Raw genomic sequence first — 25557 nt, forward strand, 5'->3', positions numbered from 1 at the left:
AACGCCCGACTTCACTCAGCCACACCCACCATGCGCTGAATACCCAACTTTTTCATGCGTGCTTCCAAGGTTTTGGGGTTGATGTCGAGGAGCAGGGCCGCACCGGTGGGGCCACTCACCCGGCCTCCAGTGCGGCGCAGGGCCGCCAGAATATGGTCACGCTCTAGCTCCTTTAGGGTCTTGAGCGAGCCGCTTGTGTCGGGTGCAATGGTTGGGGTACGCGCAGCCGAAAAGCCAGCGAATTCTAAAAATGGTCCTTCACTTACAATCACGGCTTGTTCGAGCACGTGCTCTAGCTCACGCACATTGCCGGGCCAGTTGTATTGACGCAGGGCGCGCAAATCCCGTTCGCGCAAGCCTCGCACGGGTTTGCCCATCTGCTTGGTGAAGCGCTCCAAAAAGTGCCGCATCAGCGGTTCGATGTCGTCGGGCCGCTCGCGCAGGGCGGGCAGGCGGATAGGAAACACATCAAGGCGGTAGTAGAGGTCGGCGCGGAAGCGGCCGGCGGCTACTTCGTCTTCCAGTATCCGGTTGGAGGCGGCCACCACCCGGGCATCGGTCTTGATTACACGGCGGCCGCCAATGCGCTCAAACTCTTTCTCTTGTAGCACCCGCAGCAGCTTGGCTTGCAAATCCAGGGGCAACTCGCCGACTTCATCCAGAAAAATAGTGCCGCCATCAGCTAACTCAAACTTGCCAATGCGCCGGTCGAAGGCCCTGTGAAGGCACCTTTTTCGTGGCCGAAAAGCTCGCTCTCAATCAATTGCGCCGGTAGGGCTGCGCAATTGATTTTGATGAGGGCCCGGCTTTTCCGGGGCGAAAGGTTGTGCAACGCACGGGCTACCAATTCCTTGCCCGTACCTGTTTCGCCCTGAACCAGCACAGTGGTATCGGTGGACGCTACTTGCCGAATTCGGTTCTGCACCTGCTGCATTACGGCACTGGTGCCCACAAAATCCTCGAATTTGGCGGTGGTGTTAATCTCGTCGATGAGGTAGGTTTTCTCCTGCTCCAGCTGGGCGCGCAACGCTTCAATCTGCTCGAAAGCAAACAGGTTTTGCATGGCCAGCGTGATCTGCGGCACCAAACTCTTCATCAACTCTAGGTCGGCGGTGGTGAAGTTCTCGGGGTTGCGGCTGGCTAGCACCAATACGGCTATCTGGTCGTGCTCCACACGAAGCGGAAAGCCGAGCATGGCGCGGGTGCCGTGGTGTTCGGCAGCATAACGCAGCATGCGGTATTCGGTGGTAAGACCTAGAAAATCAGTGCCAGTGTGAATAGCTGGCTCCGAAAACAAGCCAAAGGTTTCGGCTTGCATATCTTCTCGGCCTTCCAAGCCTTCCCACCGGTCATCATCCAGAAAACGGAATGTTCCGTCAGCCGTTTTGGCGAATTCGGCGAAGCTTTCGATGGCAGCGTCTAGCCGTTTGATACGAAGCCCAAAATAGTCGCAAGGGATGATGCGGTTCAATTCGGTGGCTACGGTGCGGAAGAGTTGCTCCCGGTTTTTGCTGCTCAGCAACGCATTGTTGATGGTTAGCTGTACTGATTTCTCTTGCTCCCGCCGAGCTACTTCCTCGAACGCCAAGGTATTACTAACGGCCACGGCTATTAAGCTGCCAATCTTGCCCAACAACGTTAAGTCGTCGGCAGAAAAGGTTGGGCGGCGGCGCGCAGCCATCACCAACAGTCCCACCAATTGCCCGCTCGTGCGGAGCGGCGCTACCGTAAGATGAGGCATCTGGCGCTTCTGCATTTTCTGGAACGGCTCGTAGTTGGGGTAATCCGCTAAGAGCGCCATGATGTCGATTTGCTGCACATAGGGTGCGTGCAAAAAACCTTCGATGGGAGTTCCGGCTACCAGCGTTACGTCGGGCTCATTGGGCATGAGCGGAGGCGCCCCATCTAGTAGGTCGCGCAAAAAGATGCGCTTGTATTGGAGCGTAGGGTCGAAGGTGACAATGGCAATGCTATCAAAGGGGAAAATCAGCCGCAGCTTTTCAGTTACAATCTTGAATAAAGCTTCCTTACTACGAGTGGTAGCAATAGCTTCATTGAGATAAAGAAGCAAGGATTCGTCCTGATTATTCATGGTTCAGGTAAAGTTGAAAACACAATTATATTCCCTAAATATCAGGAAAAATTATGAGAAATTTCTCAAATATCAGGATAAATAAGGCATTACGGTAAGCTCGTTAGCAAAGGAAATAAAAAAATAATATGCGTTTAAAAGCGGGAAAAGGCGTTTTTAACAAACATTAAACAGTTTTTAATCCTTTGGCACATCATTGGGTAAGAGGATGGCAACAACAAGCTGAATTCACGATGCTTTCCCGATCAACTCTTACCGTTCCGCTTTTAACAGTTGGCTTGCTTGCTGGAGCTTCTACGGCTCGTGCGCAAGTAGTGGCCGACTCCCTATCACTAAGCGGCACTATTCAAGCCGTTCTTGATGCTAACCCGGCTATCACTTCCTTGGAAGAAGAAGTGAATGCCGCTACCAGCCGCGTAACCCAGAGCCGCGGCGGCTTCTTGCCCCAGGTGACGGGTACGGCTACTTATACGCGCATCGACCCCGTGGTGAAGCTACAGCTTACCCCAGATGCGCCAGTGTTTCAATTGGCTCCCAACAACAACTACGACGCCCATATCACGCTGCAATACGGTTTATTGGACTTCGGCAGAAAGGAGGCAACCACCAACCTAGCCGAAAGCCGCCGCCTCACTGCCGCTGACAACATCGCAGTTACTCGTCGCGATCTAGCTTATTCGGCCGTGCAAGCCTACTACAACATCCTTTTCGTGCGCGAAAGCATTAAGGTGCAAGACGAGCAGATTGCTTCGTTGCTACAGCACCAGCGCGAAATGGAAAAGCGGGTGCAAGGAGGTGTTAGCACCAAGTTTGACGTGACAACCACACAGGTGCGCATCACGCAGGCCCAAAACACCAAAATTGACCTCGAAAACCAGTTGCGCAACCAGCAAGTGCAACTAGCTCGGTTGCTGCACAAGCCTGAGTACCTGAACGTACCCGTACGCGGCGCCCTGACGTATCAGCCTCAGGCCGTTGATTTGAACGCTTCTTTGGCCCAGGCTATCGAGAAACGTCCGGAGGTGAAGCTCGCCCGCGACGCCGAAAACACGGCCAACCTCAACCTGAAGTTGATTGAGCGTGCCAATACGCCTACGCTCGGCGTTGGGGCTCAGCTTGGTGGCAAAAACGGCTACCTGCCAAACCTCGACAAGATTCGCCCGAACTCGGTGGGTGTGGTGCAGCTTTCGGTGCCTATCTACGACGGCAATAAAAACAAAAACCAACGGGTGGAAGCCTTGGCTAACATCCGGGGTACTCAGGCCCGCATACAGGATACGCAAGAGCAAATCCGCTCCGACGTACGCCAAGCAACCAACAACATACAGTCGGGTACTTCTCGCTACGACAACTCCCTAGTACAGATTGCGCAGGCTACCGACGCGCTTACCCGCGCCAAGGCCCGCTACCGCTATGATGTAGGTACCAACCTCGATGTGCTCGACGCTGAAACCTCGCTGGCGCAGGCCCGCTTGGCACGCCTGCAAGCCATCTACAATTACACTCTCGGTCAGTACCAGCTTAAGCGCGCAATTGGCGAGCAGATATGGTAAGAGCAGATGCCACTGAGCAGCGAAGTAACCAAGCAATAAGTTGCTTCGCTCGCCCCTCTACTCAGTTACTTGCTTGCTCAATTACATCTAAAACATGACTCTTTCCACCATTCTTTGTCCGATAGATTTTTCGGAGGCGACGGGGCCGTTGGTGGCGTATGCAGCGACATTAGCAGCCGGAACTGACGCTGCCTTGCTGCTGCTGCATGTGTTGGAGCCACAGCCTATGCTGGCGGGGCCTTCCGACCTCGACCTTGCGCAGCAGCTTGCGCGCTACCATGCCAGTGCGGAGGCAGCAGGCGCCCGGGTCAATACAACCATTGTGCCCGGGGCGGATGCGGCCCTTGAGATAGTAGAAGAAGCACGCCGCCACTCCGCCGATATAATTGTTATCGGGGCGCACGGCCGCACAGGCCTCAGCCGCTTTTTGATGGGCAGCACGGCCGAGGTAGTCGTACGGACGGCCCCTTGCGTGACGCTGCTCGTGAAGTCGCCGGTTGAGTCCGGTGCGTATCGCAAATCAGCATAAGAGTAGAAGTTTTTTGTTGCTATTGATTGTTAACTAAAACGAAATCAGCAACAAGCCCCGTAAAACCTAGCACCCAGAAACAAGAAACCAGCAACCCTTTATATGGCAACCATCATTCAACAAAATCCGGCCGTAGCTCCTAACTCTCACGCTGCTCCAACCCCGGAGCCGGTAGAAGTGCAGCCGGAAGGTCGTTCTAAGCGCCCGATTATCTTTATTGTGCTGGCGCTGGTACTGCTCGTTGGCGGCTACTTCGGCTGGCAGCGGTATCAGTTTGCGCAAACCCACGAAGAAACCGACGATGCCCAGGTAGAAGGCGATGTATACCCCATCATCCCGCGCGTAGGTGGTCCCGTGCTGGAAGTGAAAGTGCAAGACAACCAGCAGGTAAAGAAAGGCGACGTACTCGTTACAATTGACCCAGCTGACTATCAGCAACGCGTGAATGCCGCCGAGGCAGCGCTAGTAGCCGCCCAAGCCAACGTAGTAGCCGCTCGTGCTGCCGTACGCACTGCCCAAGCTGGTGTAGGTAGCTCGCAAGCCACCATTGGGGTGAGTGAAGCTTCTCGCACCCGCCTAGAAAAAGATTTGAAGCGCAGCGAATTCCTGCGGAAAGAAGACATCATTCCGCAAAGTGAGTACGATGCCGTGCAAGCCAACCTACGAGCCACTAGCGCGCAGCGCGCCACCGCGCAGCAGCAAGTGCAAGTAGCCCGGCAGCAAGTAGCCGCCGCCGAGCAGCAAGTAGCCGTAGCGCAAGCCGTAGTGAAACAGCGTCAAGCGGATCTCGACAATGCCAAATTGCAGTTGAGCTACTCCACCATCACGGCGCCCGGCAACGGTGTAGTGAGCAAGAAAAACGTGCAGCCCGGCCAAGTAGTAGGCCCAGGTCAGCAGTTGATGGGCCTTGTAGCCAGCGAGCAGACGTGGGTGATTGCTAACTTCAAGGAAACCCAGCTCGGGGAGATGCGCGAAGGCCAGCCCGTTACGGTTGAAGTGGACGCGTATCCCGGCCGTGAGTTCGAAGGTAAAATACAGTCGCTCTCGGCTGCTACCGGTGCCCGTTTCGCCTTGCTGCCCCCCGACAACGCTTCCGGCAACTTCGTGAAAGTAACGCAGCGTGTACCCGTCAAAATCGTGCTCAACGAAGTAGACCCCGAGCACCCTCTCCGCGCCGGTATGAGCGTGGTAGCAACGGTGAAGGTGAAGTAACTTCCTCTCATGAAGCTTAAGTGGAAATCCTAGAGTTTTTCTGGGGCTGCAGGTTACCCTCTTGCCCTCTGATTTCCACTTAAGCTTCACATTTCTAGTTAATTAATGGAAACCGGATTCACCAAGTGGATTATCGTCATTACGGTAGTGCTTTGCTGCCTACTGGAACTGATTGATACCAGTATTGTAAACGTGGCCCTAACCCAGATGATGGGTAACCTTTCGGCTACGCAGCAGGAAGTAAGCTGGGTGGTAGCCTCGTATGGCATTGCCAACGTTATCGTTATCCCAATGACTGGCTTTTTGGCCGAGCAGTTTGGGCGGCGCAACTACTACTTTGTGTCGGTAGTTATCTTCACGCTAGCTTCTATTGCCTGCGGACAAAGCACCAACATCTGGGAACTGGTTGCTTTCCGCTTCATCCAAGGCATTGGCGGCGGAGCCCTTATGGCTACGTCGCAGGCCATTCTCATCGATACCTTCCCGCCCAAGCAGTTGCCATTAGGGCAAGCGTTGTTTGGCATGGGCGTAATTATCGGCCCTACCATTGGGCCTACGCTCGGCGGCTATATCGTGGATAACTACGACTGGCCCTGGATTTTCTACGTGAACGTACCTGTTGGTATTCTGGCGGCTATTTTCACGATGCTCTTTATCAGGGACCCCGAGCGCATCAAGAATGCCATTCCAAGGCCTCTGCGCGAAATTGACTGGGCAGGCGTCTTTCTACTGATTCTAGGTGTTGGCTCGTTGCAATTGGTGCTAGAGCAGGGCGAAACCGAGGACTGGTTTGAGAGCCTCTATATTAACGTCTTCACGGCGCTAGCTGCTATTGGTATCATTGGCTTTATTTGGCGCGAGCTAACGGCCAAGCAACCCATTGTGGATCTGCGAGTGCTCGGTAAGAGCCGGAATCTAGCTGTTGGTGCGTTCCTGTCGTTTATTCTCGGGTTCGGGCTATTTGCCTCGGTGTTTGTCTTCCCGATTTTCACGCAGCGCATTCTTGGCTTCACGGCCGCCCAAACCGGGTTGCTGCTGCTACCAGGGGCGTTGGCTTCGGGCTTCATGATGCCACTTATTGGGCGGATGCTGCAAGCAGGTGTGCCACAGAAATTCATGATTCCGGTGGGCTTCACCATCTTCTTTTGCTTCACGCTTTGGATGAGCAAGGTGATTTCCCCGACCGCCGGTGAAAGCGACTTCTTTTGGCCATTGATGGTGAGGGGGGTTGGTCTAGGCCTGATTTTCCTGCCGATCACCACCATGTCGCTGGCTGGTTTGCAGGGCAAGGATGCTGGGCAGGCGGCTGGTCTTACCGGTATGATCCGCCAGCTGGGCGGCTCGTTTGGGGTGGCTATCGTGGGTACCATTCTGGAGCGTAGCATCTACAGCAACCGTGTGAATATGTTGCCCAACATTTCGCTCTACAATCCCGAGACTGTACAGCGCATTCAGGCTTTCACGCAAAACTTTATGTCGCGGGGTTTCTCGGCCGAGCAGGCACGCCAGCAGGCCTATGCCGCTCTCGAAGGCATTATGATGAAGCAGGTGTCTATTATCACTTACGCTCAGATATTCTCGATGCTGGGACTTTTCTTTCTGGCTTGCTTACCGCTGGTATTGCTTATCAAGCGGGCGCGGGGTGGCGAGAAAATCGACCTCAACGCGGCACACTAACCCGCAAAGCGTAGAGAATAAAAAAGGCCCCTTGTTGCAGCAAGGGGCCTTTTTTATTCTCTACGCTTTGCGCAGCTGCTACTGATACTGGATATAGAGCGGCTTGGGCGTGAGCTCGGCCAATACCTCCGTGGGCGTCATGATGTGGTGGGGAGCCGGGCGGGCATCATACTCGTAAAACAGTTTGAAACCAGTGTATTGCACAGGCTGCGTCTGGATATAATCGTGGTACGAATCCTTCTTCAGGGTGGGGTTGCCCCAGCCATCCATGTGCATCACTACCTGCACGCGGGGGTCGAGCTTGATGTTTTTGTAGTTGGTTATCATGCCCTGCGTGAAGCGGTGCACGGTCAAAACTTTGGGTGGCAGCTTGTTTTCGCTGACAATGCGCGCCAAGAAGTTGATAGCATAGTTAACGTCCTTAGCATCGTACGTACCGATTTTCTTGCCGGGACGCACCCCTTTGGTGGCCATGGCAAACTCAGGGTCGATGCCCAAGTGCACGATGGGGTCCTTCAGGTAGGGCTCTAATTTGTGCAACTCATGTTCTAGGTCGCTGAGGCCTACTTGTACATCCAGGAAGATGATACACTTATGCTCTTTGGCCCAGGAAATAACTTCCTCGATAGTGGCTTTCGAGTTCATGAGGCGGTACTTGCCATCAGAACCGGCCGCACCCTGCGCCGTGATAGTTACGTTGTGCAGAGCCGGCTGAATAGGCAGGGAGGGGTCTGCATCTTGCCACTCTTTGAGCACCTTCTCGAACTTGCGGAACATCTGCTCTTTCGGCTCGCGGCCCAGAATACCCATGCCCTTCGCCCGGATGTTGCCATAAAAGGCCACAATGCGGTGGCCAGGCAAAATGGCGCCGGGCAATTGCCCACCCGCCCTCGTGATGGAGTCAGCCTTGAGCGAGTCGCGGCGCATGGCATTCCGTTTCAGCGCTAGGGTATCAACTACGGCCGTTTTGGCGGAGTCGGCGGCGGCTTTCTGATTGGTAGTTTCGGGGCTGGAACCAGAGCCGCAGCCCGATAACGTGGTAAGAGTAAGGGCCAGGCCTAAGCCCGACAGTAGAACGCTGAGAGGAGAGATATACCGCACTGAAAACAAGAGAATGAAAAGGGAAAGTGTCGGAAAGTTACACTTTTATTCACTCGACTATAGTGATAGGCAGACTAGTTACGCATAGCTAGGTTATCAGAAACGCATGGCCAAGTAGCTTTCCTATGCGCTTCGATTTGCGTTTAGTATGCTTTTTTACAGCCATAGTTTTTGGCTTGCTGAAGCAAGCAACAGAGCGCCTTGTACATTCTGATAGAGGAGTTTAACCTGCCTTCAGTTTAGAATGCGTACTCTAAACCTATTGGTACTGGATATACAAAGGCGAAGGCGTGAGGGCGCTCACCTCGCGCGAGGTCATCAGGCGGGAGTTGGAACGCTGGTCGTTCTTGAAGAAGATTTTGAACCCGGTGTATTCCACGGGCTCCTGCTTAATAAACTTGCGGTATGAGCTGCGCTTGATGTTGGGCGTACCCCAGCCGTCCATGTGCATCACGATTTGCACACGCGGGTCTAGCTTGATATTCTGGTAGTTGGTTACCATATCTTGCCGAAAGCGGTGCACCACCAGCACCTTAGGTGGCAGCCGATGCTCGCTCACTAGCCGCGCCAGAAACCACCGAGCGTAGTTGATGTCCTGCGCATCGAACTCGCCTACTTCCGTACCCGGCCGTCGCCCCGATTTCATGGAAAACTCGGGGTCAATGCCGAGGTGCACGTAGGGCAGGCGCAGGTATTTTTCTAGTTTGGGCAATTCGTGCTGCAAGTCGCTTAGGCCCACTTGCACATCCAAAAAAACGAGCGTATTCTGCTCTTGCCCCCATTTTATTACCCTTTGGATGGCGGTGTCAGGCAGGGCTAGGCGGTACTTGCCATCGTCGCCGGAGTCGCGCTGCGCAATAACGGCAATCAGGTGCAGGGCGGGCCGTACGGGCAACGAGTCGGCTTTTTGCCAGTCTTCCACTTGCAACCGCAGACGGCGGAGCATCTCGTCTTTGGGGTATTGCCCTAAAACGCCCATGGACTTGTGCAACGGGTTGCCATAAAACGCCACAATTCGTTCGGCCGGCAAAATAGCGCCGGGCAGTCGCCCGCCGGCGCGCACCACCGAGTCGGCCCGAAGCGAGTCTAGGCGAATTACCTCTTGCTTACTTTGGGCTAGTAGTACTGCACTAGCTTGCGGACGGGTGGCTTCGCAACTCGTGAAGCCAAGAACAAGCAGCGTAGAGCTTACGATCAGCAACAAGGCTGCTAAGCGAAAGGCAAAGCGAATAGGATACAGCAAACAGAAACCGGTTGAGAGGCGAGATATCTAAACAGTTAATGGGAATTTTAGATCAGAAGAGGGCTGAATAAATTTAAAGGTACGGCAGTATACGTCTTGCGCTATGAAAAAAACAAATCTGGCCCCGTGCTTACGAGCTTAGGGTCAGTTGCTTGCTAGTAACTACCGCTAAATTCGTAAGCACGGAGCCAGATTTGATAGGGCTTTACCTATTGGCCAGAGTGCGTAATAACCCGTTTGCGAGGCTATTCGACCCTAGTAGATCCTGGTGGTATCTGCTTAGTTTAGAAAGAAAGTGATAGGAACGGAATAGGACACTGCTACCTCTTTGCCCCCTTGGATGCCAGGCTTCCATTGCCGGGGCAAGTTGTGCAGGGTAGCCAAAGCGGCTTGGTTCATTTCTTCGGCTACTGCCTCCAGGCCTTTCGGAGCAAGGATGCCCTTTTCCAAGGCTACGTCCTTCACGCTGCCGTCTTCGGCCACCACGAACTTAACGAAGGCTACCCCATCTAGCTTAGCGGCTTTGGCTGACGTCGGATATTGCAGCCGCCGGATCAGGTCCGCTAAAAGCTGCCCTTGTCCACCCGCATACTCTGGCATTTCCTCTACTGTGGAGTACACATTATGGCTGTTGGGAGAAGGGCGGACCGGGTTGTCATCTTTGAATATTGGAAATCTGCCAAAAGCAGTAGCCTGCGAGTCGGGAGCGTAGATTTGATACTCTGATATGGGTTCTACTTCGACGGGGCCACCTGTTTGCTTACGTCTGCTTAGTTTGCCATTCGCGAATTTGAAAGGAACTGTATAGCTCACCGCTACTTGCTTGCCGCCTTGGCTGCCGGGTGTCCACTGGCCCGGCAATTTTCGCACTGCTTTCATTGCTAATGCCTCCAATGCGTGCGCGGCACCTTGCTGCTGAGGCCAACTAGGGGCAATTCCCTTTTGCAGCTGCACGTCTTGCACTGTACCATCCATAGCCACCGTGAACTTAACCAGTACATCACCTTCTAAATTGGCTGCCTTCGCAATAGCAGGGTACTCGTAGTATACGCCCCAAAAAAGATCTTTTACTAATCGGTGCCATCCCCCTTTGTACTTGGGCATTTGCTCGACTTGGGTGTAGACATGGTCAGCCGCTATTGCAGGCGTAGATAGCTCAGCTGCTTTCTCACAGGAAATAGTAACTAGTAATAGGGTGCTTACCGGTAGCAGCCAGAACTTTCCAAGGGGCGCAAAACGGGGTGACGATAGCATAGCAGCGTAAGTAAGCGTTTGAGGTTAAACAACAGTAGGCTGCTAGAACTAACAGGCAGTCAGGCTATTTCAACGCAAACATGATGGGGACAGTATAGGAAACGGCGACTTTCTTTCCGTCTTGGCTTCCCGGCGTCCACTTGCCAGGCAGGTTGCGCACAGCAGCTAAAGCGGCTTCATTTAGTGCTTTGGCTTCCGCCTCTAATTCTTGAGGAGCATTTACACCTTTTTTCAATTCTACAGCCTGTACGCTACCATCTTCGGCCACAATAAAACCAACGAAGGCCTTACCTTGAATTTTAGCGTCTTTGGCAGCTTCAGGATATTGTATTCCTTTACCCAAATCGATCATAAGCTGCTTGAGGCCACCCGCGTATTCTGGCATTTTCTCTGCATACTGATGCACAATCGGCGGTGGCGGCGGTGCTGCTTGGGTTTGTTCAACCAGAACCGGTGGTGACGGTGCTTCCTCATTATCGGAGGCGGCGGCTACCGATGCGGGCGCGGTGGAATCAGCCGCCCGCTCGCAGGCGAACGTGCAGATCAGCACGCTGCTGACTGGCAGTAGGAGCCACTGCTTCCAGCGGCGCATAGAACGAGGAGATTGTAGCATGGCAATACGGGTAAGGGTTTGAGATTGAGTGAAAGATTGGGTAAGCGGCAACTGGGGATGGAGCCGGCGCAGCGTGAGGCGCGCTAGCAAGGCGGCGTAAATAGTAGGTGCCTCTGGGGTGGGCATGGTCTGCAGCACCGTTGAATCGGCAATGTATTCGTGAGTTAAGTCTAGGGCCCTGGGGTAGCAATGCACGAAGGGATTAAACCAGAGTAGTGCCCGTACAAGCTCTAAGAGTAGCCGTTCCTGGGTATGGCCCTGCCGCACGTGTACCAGTTCGTGTTGGAGCACTTGGCTGGCTTCGGCTAGCGTGAGGTCGGCGGTTTCATCCCAGAAAATCGACCGCCCAAAAGAACTGACGGGCAGTTTGCCGCTGCTGGAAACCAGCGTGTAGTCTTCTCGGGTGTCGTGGGGAAGGTGGTGCGTTTGCTGCCACAAGACCACTAACTGCCAGCTCAAGCGTACCAACCACACCAGTACCCCGGCGCCATACACCAGCGGCAGCCACGTCCACCAGGGAGTCGACGCGGCGCTCTGACTGCTCATAGCTACGGCCGTAAGCGTGACTGATGGCGTAAGCAGGGGCGTAGGAGTTGTGTCGATGGGGAGCCACCCGCTTAGCACGGGTGCCGCACCTGCTAGCAGCAGCGGGAGCAGTAGCGCCAGCCAGGGCGTGAATAGCAGAAACCGGCGGTTGTAGTGGAAGTAAGACTCGCGGCGCAGGAGCTGGTAGAGCAACCAGCAGGCGCCTAAGCAAAGCGTGCTTTGCCACATCCAGTTAAGCAGGGCGGCCGTCGTTGGGTAGAGCATCGTTGTCGGGGTTAAGGTCTTGCTGCGCATGGCGGAGCAACTCTTCAAGCTGCTGGGCATTGAGGTCTTCTTCCTTGGCAAAAAAGGACACCAGTCGGCTAAACGAACCCCCAAAATGACCGCCGAGCAGCTTGCGCAACGAAAAGCGGCGGTAGTCGTCTTGCGCAACTATGGCGTAGTAACGATGCGTGCGTCCGAACGCCTCATGGCCTACAAAGCCCTTTTGCTCTAGAATGCGGATGATGGTGGATACCGTGTTGTAGGCCGGCGGCGGAGCGGGCATTTCCGTCAGCACATCCTTCACGAAAGAAGGGCCACGCTGCCAGATCACCTGCATCACCTGTTCTTCGGCCCGGGTCAGTTCGGGGAAGGTTTGCATAAGCGAATCGTTAGTGAATGGAAGCTATAACTAATTATTTAGTTAAACAACTAATTCTTTAGGTGAAAAAGAAAGTACTTGATAATGAAGCGCTGTGTTGTTGGCAGGTGTGCCCAGAGTAGCAGTATTCGAGTATGAATTGGTAGCGGGAGAAGAGAGTTGATTTTGTGGCAGTTTGGCGGAAATCTTTTGGGGTAGGTGGTGTTGTAGGAGTGATAGTTAACTCTAAGCCTCCACCGTGTTTTTAAATAGATTCAATTTCCGCCGGCTGCGCCTCACGCTGATGCTGTGGGCTGGTTTGGGCGTAGCAGCTGGTAGCAGCTGCTCGAAAGAAACGACGCCGCAGCCCGAAGCGCCAATTGCTGTTCAAACCCACTTAGTCAATAGTACCCTCATCGGGGAGTATAGCCCAAGCGTAGTAGCCAGCCGAGTATCGGGCATCCCACTTGTTGGCGCCTTGGTTCGATACCCCATCCGGGTTTACAAGCTGACATACACCACACAAAATACCGACGGCCAACAGGTTACGGCATCAGGTGCGCTATTAGTGCCCGTGACTACACAGGCCTTGCCACTGCTTAGTTACCAGCATGGCACCATCAGCCCTGATGGCGAAGACCGGTCACCGTCTTACTACAGTGCCAGCAGTGAGGTGTATTCGGCAGTATCGGTGCTGGCTTCCACGGGTTACATCGTATCGGCCCCCGATTATATCGGCTACGGCGCTTCGAAGGCCCTGCCGCACCCCTACGAGCACGCCGCTTCCTTGGCATCAACCTCGTTGGATATGATGCGGGCGGCCAAGGAATTTTGTGAAAAGCAGAAAGTGGGCCTTAACAAGAAGAACTTCTTACTGGGCTACTCGGAAGGCGGGTACGCCACGATGGCGCTGCACAAACTAATCGAAGAGAAATTCCCAACTGAGTTTGCGGTTACGGCTAGTGCTCCGGGTGCGGGTGCCTACCACAAAAGCGCCTTTGCCGACTACATCTTGGGCTCCGACCAGAACCTCAGTTTCCTAAGTTCCTACGTGTGGGTGCTTGATACCTATAACCGGGTGTACAACATCAATCGGGCGCCAAGTTACTACTTCAATCAGCCTTGGGCTACGCAGCTGCAGGCCAACCCCTTCAGCGACGTGCCCGAAAAACCTAGCGAACTGTTCACGGGCACCTTCCGGACCAGCATCCTCAACAAAACGGATGCTCCCATGACCACCGCCTTCCGCGACAACGACATCTACGACTGGAAGCCCAAAGCCCCTGTGGCTCTCTTCCACGGCACCGCCGATGACTACGTGCCGTACTTCAACTCCGAAGATGCCTACAAGGCCATGCGTGCCCGTGGCGCTACTCAAGTGACCTTGCATCCTATCGAAGGCGGCAACCACTTCACTTCTGTTGCGCGATACACGCTGGAGGCCCTTGGATTTATCTCGCAGTACTAAGCGGAGCGACGAGTCTGCTTGATACCTACAGTCATGCTGAGCGGAGTCGAAGCATCTCGCGTGCTGAGGTTGTGGTACTACCTGAGTTTACCACACGAGCGAGATGCATCGACTCCGCTCAGCAGGATCGTTCTTCTTGGCTGCTTGCTTGAATGGACTTCTACTTCATGCTGAGGAGCTACAAAATTTATAATCAGCACAAACAGAAAGCAGCGCGAAGCTAAAGCCTCGCGCTGCTTTCTGTTTGTGCAGCTAGGAGCCTACTTCATCTGGCCGTTGCAGATGCTGTTGGGATTACGGCCTGACGGAGCCACGTGCCAGCTAGTGCTGCCAAGCCGCCTACCAAGCCACCTATTACTGCCGTTACGAGTACTAGCAGCCAGCCTTGGCCACCGAGCGGTAGCAACTGCGCCACCCGGTGAGCCAGCAGGCCTTCGTTGCGCAGGCTTAGCCAACTGGCCATTATCAGCCAGCCCAACCCAACGCCCAAGAAACCAGCTACAAACGACCGGCCACCCGATACGCCGCGCCATGCCGCTAGCAGCAAGCACAAGGGCATTATCACCCACCAAGGCAGGAATAGCTGCGCGATGAAAGCAAGCATCAGAATCAGCAGAAAGAGCAACATATGGATAGATGAAAAGCTATTTAGATAACGTCCAGGCGGTGCGTACGCGCGGGTTTGTTTCCGAGGCACTGCGCAAAAACACCAGCTCATTGAGCTTACCAACGCGCCAAGTCTCCAGCATATCGTCGTAGGCGGCCGAGCCAGGGTTACCGCTTTGGCCACCCGGAAACACGCCATACGCTCGTACTTGCGGTCCTAGCGCCACCACCATGCGCCAGGAGGGACCGGTGCGCTCCGTCGTGGCATTCACGATGCCGGCCCCGCCACCGCAGTCCAAGTCCATGTGGCCGAAGCCAGGTATCTGGAGCATGTGCAAGATGTCGGTACTTTTCTGGTTTTTCCAGGCCCACTTGGGGCCGAGCGGGCCATACTTCCGGGTCAAGGAATCGGTGGCGAAGCGGAGGCTGCGGCGGGCAAGTTGCGGCAAGGTTTCGCGTTGCGGCGTGCGGCGGTCATCCACCCAAGGGCTGTTTTCCTCCTGTAGGATGAGCGTGTTAGTTCGGTCACGGGCGGGGTTTCGCATTTCCAGGCCAGTGGCTTTTAACCCGAAATCATCTGCCCAGAGTCTTCGCACCAAGTTGTTGTACCACAAGTCAAACACACTGGGCGCCAGCGCATCGGCGGCATATTGGTAGTTCCACCGGCGCATTTCGGCAAGCACGCGCGCTTCTGGGGAGTTGGCTGCAACAAGCGTATCGCCATTAGTTGCGCCGGTTGCTAAGGTTAGGAGTCGGGGCAACATCAACTGGGCGTTCAGGTTGAGGTTGTCGTTTTGCAGTGTCCGCAAACTATCGGGGGTGGCCTGGGTCATCCGGGCTAGGCGCTGATTGATGCGGTGGGCTCGGTCGTAGCTGCCGTCGCCGTAGTTCCAGTTCAGGTAGTACGGGTAATCAGGGCCCGTGGAAAACTGGTTGGCCGACGACACGAAATTGCGCGCCGGATTTTTGACGTGCGGGTTCTGGGCAGCCGGAATCCAGCCTTGCCAGTCATAAGCAGCATCGGTGCCGTCGAGGATGAACTTGCCTTGGTTGCGCCACTTCAATGGGAAATGACCGTTGGGCCAAATGGCAATATCCTTAGCAGCGCTAGCAAAAATGAAGTTCTGCGCCGGCGTACCGTACGTGCTCAAGGCCGCTACATAATCTTGGTAGTTATGGGCACGGTTGAGACGGTAGAAAGTTCGGAACTCGTTGGCCGCGTCGTGGGCGGTCCAGCGCATGGCGTGGGCAATAGGCGTCTGCGACAGAAAGGGCTTTTCCGGCTTGTCGTACACGATGGGGCCGTGGTGGGTATAGAGCACCGTATCGAGCCGGTCGGGTTGTCCGCGCACCTTGATGCGCTCTACCACGCGCCGCACTGGTTTCCAGCGGCCATCGTGCCAGTACTCGCGCCGACTGCCGTCCCGGAACTTGAGTTGGTACCAGTCCATGACGTCGGCAGCCACATTGGTCACGCCCCAGGCTACCTGCTCATTGAACCCGATGATGGCGAAAGGTGTCCCTGGAATGCTTACCCCGTATACATTCACGCCGGGCGCCGCCAACTGCATTTGATACCAGATGCTGGGCAAGTTGAGTTGTAAGTGCGGGTCGTTGGCTAGCAGCGGATAGCCCGTAGCCGATTTCGCTCCGCTCACTGCAAAGTTGTTGGAGCCTAGTTCCGGGTCGGGCTCGTTTTGCGGCGTCTTCCCCGACATGGCTGCCGCGAAACCTGGTGGCGTAGCGGGTATCGGCAGCGGCTGAAAGTCCAGCGGCGTTCCAACAGGCACAATAGGGTCTTCGCGGGTCGGGTAATCAGGAAATAGGTCCTTTACTACGGCGGCCCCGTACTTGGCTAGCGCGTTGCTCATGCGCAAATCGTCGGAGCGGCCACTCAAGTCGAAGGCCATATACTTCAGAATCAGCGCGCTTTTCAGCGGCTCCCAAGGCTCGGGTGCGTAGTCGAGTAGTTTGTATTCGAAGGGCAAGGTTTTGGGGGTGAGCGTACCGATGTAGGCATTCACGCCATCGGCGTACGAGGTAAGCACAGTGCGAACTACTGGGTCGGTCATAGCCGAATCCAGCGACTTACGGGCGCCAAACGGCAACCCCATGCGGCGAAAAAACCGGTCGGTTTCCAGGCGGGCCGGTCCTACTATTTCGGCTAGCCGGCCGGATGCTACGTGGGCAATGAAATCCATTTGCCACAGCCGGTCTTGGGCTGTGAGGTACCCTTGAGCATAATACAGGTCGTGGTCGTTCTGGGCGAAGATGTGCGGCACCCGTTGGTCGTCGAAGCGGACTTGCACTGGTTGTTGCAAGCCTGGCAGTTGCAGCGTTTGCTGGGCGGGTAAGGCGTCGGCTGTTTCGCCGTTCTGCCAGAACCCGCGGAAAGGGCTCAAAAACTTGCCAAAGGGGGGCACGTCGCCGTGCTTGGTGTTGAGGGCCCAGGTCAGAGCAGTGGCAACAAGTAGCGCCAACAGCGCCCGAACGTAGCGTAGCATAGATTCAAGCAGAAGTGGTTCGTCCGCCCCACAACATCCGACAAAAAAACGCGGCACGCAAACCAGCTTGGGTTGCGTGCCGCGTCTATTAATGACTTACTCTGCTTACTGACCTGTAGACGTTGTGGACAGTTTGGAAGGCAGGAAGATGGCGAAGCCGGCAGATACCACAACTTGACCGTAGTTAAAGTCTGATTCGCCGATGCCATTGCGGGTATAACCAGCCGTGACTTCTAGCGCAGCCCCGGGTGTTAAGAAATAGTTGTAGCCAAGTGCTGCACTAGCAGTTGCGTAGTGGGAAGTAGTGCTACTGCTAATAGTCTCTGAGTTTACCTGGTACTTCTGGTATTGGTTGCTCCAAGCTATACCGCCGCTCAATTGCCCAAAAAATCGGTGTGGGTTAGTGCCTGCAAAATAGTAGCGAACAGACGGTGAAAGACCATACTGTATATGGCGGCTTATATTATCTTCCGTAGCACCTTTGGGCTTGGAGTTGTTTCGCAGATAGCTTAGTTGTATTCCAGTGCCTACTAACAGGTTGTCGGCCACAAATACTCCTGCAGATGGAAGCAGTGCTGCACCTATGCTGCTTCCATTTTTGTTGTTCTGGTAGTTCACACCGCCAATGTTTACGCCTATATATTTAGCGCCCTTTTCCGTCTGGGCCATAGCAGATGCCGATATAGCACAGGCTATACTTAGCAGTAATAACTTTTTCATTTAATAGAAGAGATGAGAGAGTTGATTGAACCGGAGCGGCAAGCTCAACAACTGCGCCAATTCTATATAGAAAAAGCCGCTAGCACTAAGTGCTAGCGGCTTTTTCTGCGAAGTAGGGTAGGGGTTGCTACAGGTTCTCGCCTTGACGTACAATGCCCGTTACGCCAACCTTGACAAGGCGTTGGCAAACGGCCTTGGCTTCTGCTGGGGTGGCAAAGCGGCCAACCACCACGCGGTTCAGCGTCTTGCCATCGGCGGTGTTGGTAGCTACCGTCGTAACCAGCAGCTTCGGGTCGAGACCTTGAATGCGGTTCATCATGGCTTGGGCATTGCGGACGTCGCCGAAGGTGCCGGCCTGTACTACGTAGGTGGCAGCAGGTTCGGGAAGGATAGCTATATCGTCGGCCTCGGTAGCGCCGGTACGAATATCGGTGTGTAAGCCAGCCTCCGTGGTGATAGATGGATCATCGGCTAACAGCGCCAAGTCGGCGGGTGCGTTAGTAGGGCCTAGGGGCGTATCGTCGGGGACTATTTCCGCCAGCACCGATACAGCCCCCTGATCTACTATACCAAGGGGGCGGGCTGCAATCTCGGAAAGGTCGAGGATGCGCTGGTGCCGAAATGGCCCCCGGTCGGAAACCCGAACTACCACCGAAGCTTGCGTTGCAGGATTGGTAACGCGCAGCTTCGTGCCGAAGGGCAAGGTCTTGTGTGCACAAGTAAACTTGTTACGGTCGAACCGCTCGCCGCTACTGGTGCGCATGCCCTGGTGGTCTCTACCGTACCAGGAGGCGCGGCCCCGAAGCACCGCGGCACGACGTGCCGCAAGGGCAGGATTCTTGTCATCTTCGAAGCCGGGACGCATGGCGTGAGCCTCCGAAACGAAAAAGGATAAAGCCGAAAAGTACAAAACCGCTAGGAAGCTCGAAGCACTCAGTCGTAAGGTCAAATTCATCGATACGCTGTGATGTGAACAAAACAAATCTAGCAGGGTCTTTCAAACTAACACCATATCCCTTAGTTGCGCTAGCCTGCTAATGGGAGTATAATTGTGTTTTTATAATAAAACTTGCATTTAACTTATTAGATATGATGGTGGTGAATATGGCTTTGTGTTTACCTAAGCCGCATTTTGCACTATTAATAGACATTAGGATTGCTCTCTAAGAAATGAGATTATCTGCCGGTGAAAAAAATTTGGCAAGTTGGTCGGTTTCGTGATTTCAAACTGCTTGCATAAGTCACGGAATTTTCATAAGGATAGTAGAAGCAGTCTGCTTGCGCTAACTGAGGAGCTATGCAAAAACCGCCTGTTCTAGCTCAACCGTTAATAGGCAGTGCGAGTGGTCTGTCGACAGGGTGGTTCTACTGGAGCAGGAGGTATCTTGAGGGGTTATAAATACTGTCCGTTCATTTGTCTTTTGCGCGGCCTTGCTAGCCTGCCAGTTCATTTCGCCGTAATTTGCTGCATGGATTTTGGCCGCCTTTCCGACCTACGCTACGTAGACTTTCGCCTGCCTCCTGATCATCCCGATACAGCGGGGGTGCTAGCCCGCGCCGCGGCTACGTCTGTTGCTCCCCAGCTATTTATTGGCTGCCCCATCTGGACCAACAAGGCATGGCTGGGCTCGTATTTCCCGGCCGGTATCCGCGACGCCGATTACCTACACCACTATGCCCGGCAATTCAATAGTCTAGAACTGAACACCACCCACTACCGCATTCCGGATGCGCCCACCGTGCGCAAGTGGCGCGATGCAGTGCCTACCGACTTCCGCTTTTGCCCTAAGCTGCCCCAGGTCATCAGCCACGACCGGGCACTCTACAATGTCGACGACTTAACTATCAGCTTTTGCCGTTCCATTCGGGAGCTGAATGAGCGGTTAGGGTGGTGCTTTTTACAACTGCCGCCCACGTTTGGCCCCGAGCACCTAAGCCGACTGGAGCGCTATCTGCTCGACTTCCCGAGTGATATACCCTTGGCCGTGGAACTGCGTCATCAAGGCTGGTACACCGATAAAGTGGCCTTTGCTGCCGTGGCGGCCATGCTCGAGGCGCTCAATAAAACGTTGGTGTTATCGGATGTGGCGGGCCGCCGCGATGTGCTGGCGATGCGCCTGACTACTCCGTCCGCTTTCATTCGCTTCAATGGTCACGGCCTCATCAGCTCCGACTATCAGCGCGCTGATATTTGGGCGGCGCGCATTGCTCAGTGGCTACAGCAAGGCTTGCAGACAGTGTATTTCTTTGTGCACCAGAAAGACATCATGCACACGCCCCTCTGGACCCAATATTTTCTAGAGAAGCTTCACGCCTTGTCCGGTATCACGGTGCCCGCGCCCCGTATTATTCCGCAGCCAGTGCAAGGAAGCCTCTTTTAGAACCAGAAAAGCCAGTTCCTCTCCTCACCGGAGGAGAACTGGCTTTTCTGGTTCTAAGCTAAAGTCGAAGCTGCATTTGGCAAGCTGAAGGCTACCAACCTAGTGCCAAGCCGATGCGGAAGGTGCCACTGGGAGAGAAATCGTAAACTCGTGGGGCTAATCTGGTTGAAAAACCTACGTTGAAATCAACAAATCCATACTGACCTAGCCGACGCTGCAAACCATAAAAGGCAGATAAATCGGCGCGTATGAAAGGCTTGCTGAAAGTGTAGAAGTAGTAAGTGGTTTCGTGGGAGCGGCGGCCAAAGCCGTTTCCAAGGGCTACGGAGAGGTAGTTAGCCGAGAAATTGCTGGCGTTTTTGCCTTTGCGAATACGCTGATTCAGGTTGTAGTAGTAGCGCCCAGCCAGCTGTGACCGAACGCTAAAGCCTTGGCGAAATTTCAACCCGTCAACCCGCCGGTAGCGAGTGAAGTCTGGGCTGAGTTCTGCCATTATGGATATATCGTCGCGCAGCTTTCGCTCATAAATCAGGTACAAGCCGTAGCGGTAGTAGCGCCGGCCCGTGTCGAAATTGTTGTCGGATGTGTAATTGTTGAGTCCGATTTTCCAAAGAACGCGTTCCTCTATTTGCAGGCGCGTTAGGGCACTGTACGTTTGCCCTAACGCAGTGGTGCGCGACGAATCGGGTGTGGCAACAGTTTCCTCGCTGTACCGCACGCGGGTGGTATCGGGCGCGGTTTGGGCAGCTGCTAGCCGCGGCAAGCTTATCGAAATAAGCAAGCCAAGCAGGAGCGCACGTAGGGCGGGCAGGCTGGAAACAGAGGGTTGATTCATAGAGCAGCAACAGAGCAATCAGCGTTGGATGAGGAGCGGTTGGGTCTGGAGCGTGATAGGAGCGTAGGAAGTATTGACGCGGATAAGCGGCAGCTTAGCATCGTTGGTGACTTGTAGGGTGTTACGACCCGTGAGCGTACGCTTAGAAGTGTAGCTAGCCGGAATCACCAACTTGCCTTGGCTGCTGCCCAAGTTGTAATTGTACTGCGACAACTGCGGTACACCAATCGTCACTTCGGTGCGGGTTGCGTCAACAAAGGCGCTTTTCAACTCGTCGTTGGGCTCGAATACAACGCTACCGTAGGCGTTGCTAATGGCATAAGTACCCCCGGCACCCGTTAGCTGCACCGCCGACTTATCGGCGCGGCACACAAACGCGCCGTTGAAGTTGGTGCTCGTTAGCTCGGTGTAGCGAATCGTGGCTTCCAAACTGCCCCGCAAGTCTTGCAGCTTGATTTCGCCGAAGTCCTGCACCAGTGTTTGGCGGCCGGTCAAGTCAATTAGCTCGGTGCGGCCGTAGGCATTTACTATTTCCAGGGAGTTGGCGGCGGGCATCATCACGATGTACTCGGCGCGCAAGTCGCTGCGGACAGGTGGGGCATTGACGGGCACTGCGAAGTAATTGACCAGGTCGATGGTGTTGCCTTTCTTGGCTATCTGGTAGCGGACTGCAGGCAACTCCCGTTCGGCTATGGCGCGCTCGGGGTGGCGGGCGCTCAGGCGAAGTACCACCTGCACGCTCGGCTTATCCCAGCCCTGCACTTTCAAGGTGGCTTTTTCGGCTCGGATGCGAACGAGCGTACCCGTCGGGCAGGGTAGCGTCTGCTCGATGGTGCGCGTAAGCACCTGCACCTTGCGCTGTGCCTGGGCGCTGCTGAGCACCGCCAGGTAAAGCAGCATCAGCAGCAGGCCCTCGCCCCAGCGGCGCGGCTTCCCTATGTTCAAAAGCACAGCACTCATGAGATTAGGAGTTGAATAAGCTCCCGGGTAACGGCCGCTTTGAGTGTAGTAACCCGCACTTGGTTGCGAACCAGCTCCGGCGTAGCGCCCAAGCGCTGCGCGGCTTTTTGCAGGCGTAGCTCCTCGGTTTCCAGTTCCGTGAGTTGCGTGCGTAATTCCTTGAACTCGCCCGACTGGCAAACGGTGGGCAACGAGGTGCAATGCGCGTCAATAAAAGCTACTCCTTCTCGGCCCAGCGGATCGGCGGTACTCTGTACAGGCAGCGTAGCCTCAGGGCTTTCCACGGTTTCTTCGGTGTAGGTGATGGTTTCGCGGGGAGCAGCAGCGTCGTAGGAAGTAGGGAACTGCCACCACGCCAGCACCAGTACCAGAATGGCCGCGGCCACGCTAGCTACAAAGCGCAGGTGCTTGGCTGGCCACAACTGCCGAACTACGCCGGGGGTGGTTGGTGCCGAAGTGAAGGGCGTTGGTTCCGTCTGAAGCTGATCGAGGCGGCCGGCAATGGCGGCCCATACGGCATCATCGGGGGCATGCGTAGGCAGTTGGGGCAGGGTACGGTGTATGGCTTCGTCGGCCGCCAATTGGGCTTCGATGCGGGACCAAGTGGCGGGGGCAGGCTCGTGGGTGGGCAATTCGTTCAGCGCCCGCCGCAGGTGTTGGTGCCCTTCTTCAGGCAGGTCGGGGGTCTGGTTCATAAGTACAGGTGATGAAGTTTGATTTTGAGCATCCGCTTGGCGTGAAAGAGCTGCGACTTGGTCGTGCCCTCCGATATGCCAAGCATCTCGGCTACTTCGCGGTGCAAGTAGCCTTCCACCTCGATCAGGCAGAATACGGCGCGGTAGCCCGCGGGTAGCTCGTCGATGGCTTTTTCCAGCGCTTGGCCAGTTAGCTGGTCGTGCCAAGGCACTAGCGGCTCGGGGTGGCGCTCGGGGTCGTAGACCTCCATGCGCTGTTCGCGCCGGAGCGTTGCCAAAGCCCGCCGCACAACAATAGTTTTAATCCAGGCGCCGAGCGTGGACTGTTGCCGGAAGCTGGCCAACTGCCGAAACACATCCACGAAGGCATCCTGCAACGCATCCTGTGCCAGATCATGGTCGCCGCCGAGAATGCGCAGCGCACACGAAAACATGGCCGTCTTATAACGCTGATACAACTGATACTGCGCCTGGCGGTCTTGCGCAAGGCAGCCAGTCAGCAGTTGTTGTTCTTCAGAAGTGTTGGACGCAGGAAGCGAAGTCACGGAGCAGTTATTTGTCCTAAAGGGAATCCAAGCCCGGCAAAGGTTGGCGCAAGCAGAAAAAAAGCCGACGAAGCACAAGTCTGCTAGGTGGAAGACTTTCCGACGTCTGATTTTCGCTTCAAGTCAATAGCTGTGCCAGCAACGGGCAACTTGTGCAAATTGCGGGCGGGTAGAGCCGTCCGCAACCCGTCAAATCCCGTATCTTGAGCAGTCCCTCTAGTGGTAATATCCTATGCGCTTTCGTTTCTCTGCCGGTTTCTTTATCTCTCTGTTTCTGATGGGGTCGGCTTCCGCCCAAAACTCCACTGCCCCCCCGAAACGCACTGCCTCTTGGTAGCACTCGACCCGGCCCAGCGGGCAACCCAGGCGACGCTGGTGGTGGAAGGAGAGGTAACGGCCAGCCGCAGCTTCTGGGACAGCAGCCACCAGCGTATCTATACGGCCCATCAGTTTCGCGTTTTTAGCGCGCTCAAAGGTACGGCCCCCGCTACCGTGACCGTGCTAACCGAAGGCGGTATCGTGGACCTGACCCGGCAAGACCTTACCAATACGCTTGCCCTGCAGCCCGGCCAGCAAGGCATCCTTTTTCTGACGCCCGCCTCGTTTCCGGGTACCGAAAGCGCAGGCACTGCCTGGGCCGCCTATGGCAGTCAGCAAGGATTTATCGGGTATGATTTAAGCGACGCCACTGCCGCCGAACCATTTCGGAAATATGGCTTGATCGACGAAGATTTCTATCAGACGCTGACGGATGCCACCGGCCAAACCCGTCGCGTAGTGCAGCCCAACCCAGCACTAACTACGGCAGTGGCGCGGCAACTGGCCCCCCCGGTACTCGCCCGCGGGCAGGCCCCGGTTATCTCCAGCCTGAGCCCAACCACTATACCCGCCGGTACGGGTGCCGTGCTGACCATCACAGGCTCAGGCTTTGGGCCCGCGCGCGGTACCGGGTTCGTGGAGTTCCGCAACGCCGACAATGGCGGTAGCTCGTACGTAAAGCCCCGCGTCACCGACTACGTGAGTTGGTCGGATACTCGTATTCAGGTGCGGGTGCCTTCTGTAAGCCAGACCAGCGGCGGTACTCGCAGTCCGGCGGGCAGTGGCCCCGTACGGGTCACCAGCAACGACCGGCTTGTTACCACCAGCCTGACCACCGTTACCATTCCCTACGCCATTAGCAACGTGCTGGCCGCCAACGATTCCAGCCAGGTAATACGCCCCAGCCACCTCAGCCAGAACGGGCGCGGAGGCTATGCTTTTCGCTTTGAACCTGGTTTGGTGGCCAACCCCCGAGCAGTAACCGCCTTCCGAAATGCCTTGGCCACCTGGCGCTGCCAAAGCGGGGTGAACTGGGATGTAGATGCCGCCACCCGAACCGAACGGGGCGCCAAAGAAGACAGCGAGAACAGTGTCGGGTTTGATGAGGGAACAGAACTGCCCGTCAACGTATTGGGCCGCACAACCAGCTATTATCAAGGCTGCTTCCAGCCCGACGGTACCATCGCTTTTTCTGTAAAAGAAATTGACATGCAATTTGATAGCGGCACCAACTGGCAGTATGGCCCAGCAGCGGCTGGCGCAACTCAGCTGGATTTCGAGACGGTGGTTGTGCACGAGCTAGGGCACGCTCATCAGCTTTCCCACGTGATTTTGCCGCGCGCTGTGATGCACTATGCCGTAGCCCGCGGACAAACCAGCCGCGCCATTAGTACTGATGATATAACTGGTGGGCGCCTGGTGCTCCGTAGCCGTAGCTTCGTGACGCAGAGCTGCGGCCCGCTCCCCATGCTGCCTGCTCCCCTCACCAGCCTCGCGGCCACCACGGGCACCGACGGCATTGCTCTAGCCTGGACCACCCAAGACGAGTGTTTCCTGCAAAACTTTGTGGTTGAGCGTTCTGTGTCGTTTGACACCACTGCCTGGCAAACCCTGGCCACCGTCCCACGCAACGGCAACACGTACCGCTACGTCGATACCGACCCGCAGACCGGGTTACGGTACTACCGCCTGCGTCTGCGTCGGCCTAATGGTGTCTTCGATACGGCAGCTCCATTGGCCGCCTACGGCGACGCTGCTACGGCCGGTCGGCCTCAGCTATTTCCTAACCCAGCTGGTGCTACTGGGCTCCGCTTACAGTATCCCGCCACAGCGGCGGGGCGCCTGCGTGTTTCCATTGTTGATGCCATCGGCCGGCAACACAGTCTTATTGGGATTGATTATCAGCCAGGCCTCAACTTCTTAGCCATCCCGACAGAATCCCTGCGCCCTGGCTGGTACGTAGTCCGCTTGCGTACGCCTGAGGGCAAAGAATCCAACCTGCCGTTTCTGCGGGCTGAGTAGGAAGTAAGATGGTAACTTATCGGCTTAAAGAGCTTGAGGTTTTAGCGGCGCAGGTAGCACA

21 protein-coding genes and 1 pseudogene are annotated in these 25557 nt (G+C 55.5%); 7 read left to right on the plus strand and 15 right to left on the minus strand.

Annotation, left to right across the window (positions count from 1 at the left end; translation table 11 throughout):
* Positions 1-11 precede the first annotated feature (11 nt).
* Together MUN86_RS32190 and MUN86_RS01120 are read right to left on the minus strand one after the other, a co-directional pair.
* Positions 12-467 (minus strand): AAA-type ATPase lid domain-containing protein, encoded by a 456-nt coding sequence (locus MUN86_RS32190; RefSeq protein ID WP_441319118.1) that lies wholly within the window; start codon positions 465-467, stop codon positions 12-14.
* Positions 453-2092 (minus strand): annotated as a pseudogene (locus tag MUN86_RS01120) (sigma 54-interacting transcriptional regulator); the annotation flags it as partial. The pseudogene MUN86_RS01120 and the gene MUN86_RS32190, both read right to left, overlap by 15 nt.
* A gap of 233 nt (positions 2093-2325) precedes the next feature.
* On the opposite strand from MUN86_RS01120, the gene MUN86_RS01125 reads away from it, so the two are divergent.
* The 4 genes from MUN86_RS01125 to MUN86_RS01140 all read left to right on the plus strand — a co-directional run bounded on the left by MUN86_RS01125 (position 2326) and on the right by MUN86_RS01140 (position 7063).
* A complete protein-coding gene (locus tag MUN86_RS01125; RefSeq protein ID WP_245120783.1) occupies positions 2326-3645 on the plus strand; it encodes a TolC family protein in 1320 nt (439 codons plus the stop codon).
* Positions 3646-3739: 94 nt separating this feature from the next.
* The gene (locus MUN86_RS01130; RefSeq protein ID WP_245120785.1) at positions 3740-4174 is read left to right on the plus strand and encodes a universal stress protein; all 435 of its coding nucleotides are present in this window, start codon (positions 3740-3742) and stop codon (positions 4172-4174) included.
* A 102-nt stretch (positions 4175-4276) separates the two neighbouring features.
* Positions 4277-5386, plus strand: a complete 1110-nt coding sequence (locus MUN86_RS01135) for an HlyD family secretion protein (protein WP_245120787.1) — start codon at positions 4277-4279, stop codon at positions 5384-5386.
* A 105-nt stretch (positions 5387-5491) separates the two neighbouring features.
* Positions 5492-7063, plus strand: a complete 1572-nt coding sequence (locus tag MUN86_RS01140; RefSeq protein ID WP_245120789.1) for a DHA2 family efflux MFS transporter permease subunit — start codon at positions 5492-5494, stop codon at positions 7061-7063.
* A gap of 78 nt (positions 7064-7141) precedes the next feature.
* On the opposite strand, the gene MUN86_RS01145 is transcribed toward MUN86_RS01140, so the two are convergent.
* The 5 genes from MUN86_RS01145 to MUN86_RS01165 all read right to left on the minus strand — a co-directional run bounded on the left by MUN86_RS01145 (position 7142) and on the right by MUN86_RS01165 (position 12463).
* A complete protein-coding gene (locus MUN86_RS01145) occupies positions 7142-8164 on the minus strand; it encodes a hypothetical protein (protein ID WP_245120791.1) in 1023 nt (340 codons plus the stop codon).
* Between the two features lie 259 nt (positions 8165-8423).
* A complete protein-coding gene (locus MUN86_RS01150) occupies positions 8424-9407 on the minus strand; it encodes a hypothetical protein (RefSeq protein WP_245120793.1) in 984 nt (327 codons plus the stop codon).
* A gap of 279 nt (positions 9408-9686) precedes the next feature.
* The gene (locus tag MUN86_RS01155) at positions 9687-10661 is read right to left on the minus strand and encodes an energy transducer TonB (RefSeq protein ID WP_245120795.1); all 975 of its coding nucleotides are present in this window, start codon (positions 10659-10661) and stop codon (positions 9687-9689) included.
* 64 nt (positions 10662-10725) lie between these two features.
* The gene (locus tag MUN86_RS01160; protein ID WP_245120797.1) at positions 10726-12084 is read right to left on the minus strand and encodes a M56 family metallopeptidase; all 1359 of its coding nucleotides are present in this window, start codon (positions 12082-12084) and stop codon (positions 10726-10728) included.
* Positions 12053-12463: a BlaI/MecI/CopY family transcriptional regulator gene (locus MUN86_RS01165; protein WP_245120799.1), complete on the minus strand. Its 411-nt coding sequence runs from the start codon at positions 12461-12463 to the stop codon at positions 12053-12055. Before MUN86_RS01165 ends, MUN86_RS01160 begins: the two co-directional genes overlap by 32 nt.
* A 238-nt stretch (positions 12464-12701) precedes the next feature.
* Here MUN86_RS01165 and MUN86_RS01170 point away from each other — a divergent pair, with 238 nt between their 5' ends.
* Positions 12702-13910: an alpha/beta hydrolase family protein gene (locus MUN86_RS01170; protein WP_245120801.1), complete on the plus strand. Its 1209-nt coding sequence runs from the start codon at positions 12702-12704 to the stop codon at positions 13908-13910.
* 265 nt (positions 13911-14175) lie between these two features.
* Here the strand turns inward: MUN86_RS01170 and MUN86_RS01175 are convergent, their stop codons facing one another.
* The 4 genes from MUN86_RS01175 to MUN86_RS01190 all read right to left on the minus strand — a co-directional run bounded on the left by MUN86_RS01175 (position 14176) and on the right by MUN86_RS01190 (position 18695).
* Positions 14176-14514 (minus strand): hypothetical protein, encoded by a 339-nt coding sequence (locus MUN86_RS01175; protein ID WP_245120803.1) that lies wholly within the window; start codon positions 14512-14514, stop codon positions 14176-14178.
* Positions 14515-14554: 40 nt separating this feature from the next.
* Complete coding sequence (locus tag MUN86_RS01180; RefSeq protein ID WP_245120805.1) at positions 14555-17020, minus strand: penicillin acylase family protein; 2466 nt, start codon at positions 17018-17020, stop codon at positions 14555-14557.
* Between the two features lie 105 nt (positions 17021-17125).
* Positions 17126-17740 (minus strand): outer membrane beta-barrel protein, encoded by a 615-nt coding sequence (locus MUN86_RS01185; protein ID WP_245120807.1) that lies wholly within the window; start codon positions 17738-17740, stop codon positions 17126-17128.
* A gap of 127 nt (positions 17741-17867) precedes the next feature.
* Positions 17868-18695 carry a septal ring lytic transglycosylase RlpA family protein gene (locus MUN86_RS01190; RefSeq protein WP_245120809.1) on the minus strand — a complete coding sequence of 276 codons (828 nt, stop codon included), beginning with the start codon at positions 18693-18695 and terminating at the stop codon, positions 17868-17870.
* A 514-nt stretch (positions 18696-19209) separates the two neighbouring features.
* On the opposite strand from MUN86_RS01190, the gene MUN86_RS01195 reads away from it, so the two are divergent.
* A complete protein-coding gene (locus MUN86_RS01195) occupies positions 19210-20121 on the plus strand; it encodes a DUF72 domain-containing protein (protein ID WP_245120811.1) in 912 nt (303 codons plus the stop codon).
* 91 nt (positions 20122-20212) lie between these two features.
* On the opposite strand, the gene MUN86_RS01200 is transcribed toward MUN86_RS01195, so the two are convergent.
* From MUN86_RS01200 to MUN86_RS01215, 4 genes are read right to left on the minus strand one after another with little or no spacing between them, the layout of a single operon-like run.
* Positions 20213-20956, minus strand: a complete 744-nt coding sequence (locus MUN86_RS01200; RefSeq protein ID WP_245120813.1) for a hypothetical protein — start codon at positions 20954-20956, stop codon at positions 20213-20215.
* 18 nt (positions 20957-20974) lie between these two features.
* A complete protein-coding gene (locus MUN86_RS01205; protein WP_245120815.1) occupies positions 20975-21916 on the minus strand; it encodes a hypothetical protein in 942 nt (313 codons plus the stop codon).
* On the minus strand, positions 21913-22611 hold the full coding sequence (locus MUN86_RS01210) for a hypothetical protein (protein WP_245120817.1): 699 nt from the start codon (positions 22609-22611) through the stop codon (positions 21913-21915). The genes MUN86_RS01205 and MUN86_RS01210 overlap by 4 nt, the downstream gene beginning before the upstream one ends.
* Positions 22608-23156: an RNA polymerase sigma factor gene (locus tag MUN86_RS01215; protein ID WP_245120819.1), complete on the minus strand. Its 549-nt coding sequence runs from the start codon at positions 23154-23156 to the stop codon at positions 22608-22610. The genes MUN86_RS01210 and MUN86_RS01215 overlap by 4 nt, the downstream gene beginning before the upstream one ends.
* A 330-nt stretch (positions 23157-23486) precedes the next feature.
* Between MUN86_RS01215 and MUN86_RS01220 the strand changes: the two genes are divergently transcribed.
* Entirely contained in the window at positions 23487-25496 is a 2010-nt protein-coding gene (locus tag MUN86_RS01220; RefSeq protein ID WP_245120821.1) for a matrixin family metalloprotease, read from the plus strand.
* Positions 25497-25557 lie beyond the last annotated feature (61 nt).

Origin of the sequence: Hymenobacter volaticus (assembly GCF_022921055.1) — a bacterium.
GTDB lineage: Bacteria > Bacteroidota > Bacteroidia > Cytophagales > Hymenobacteraceae > Hymenobacter > Hymenobacter volaticus.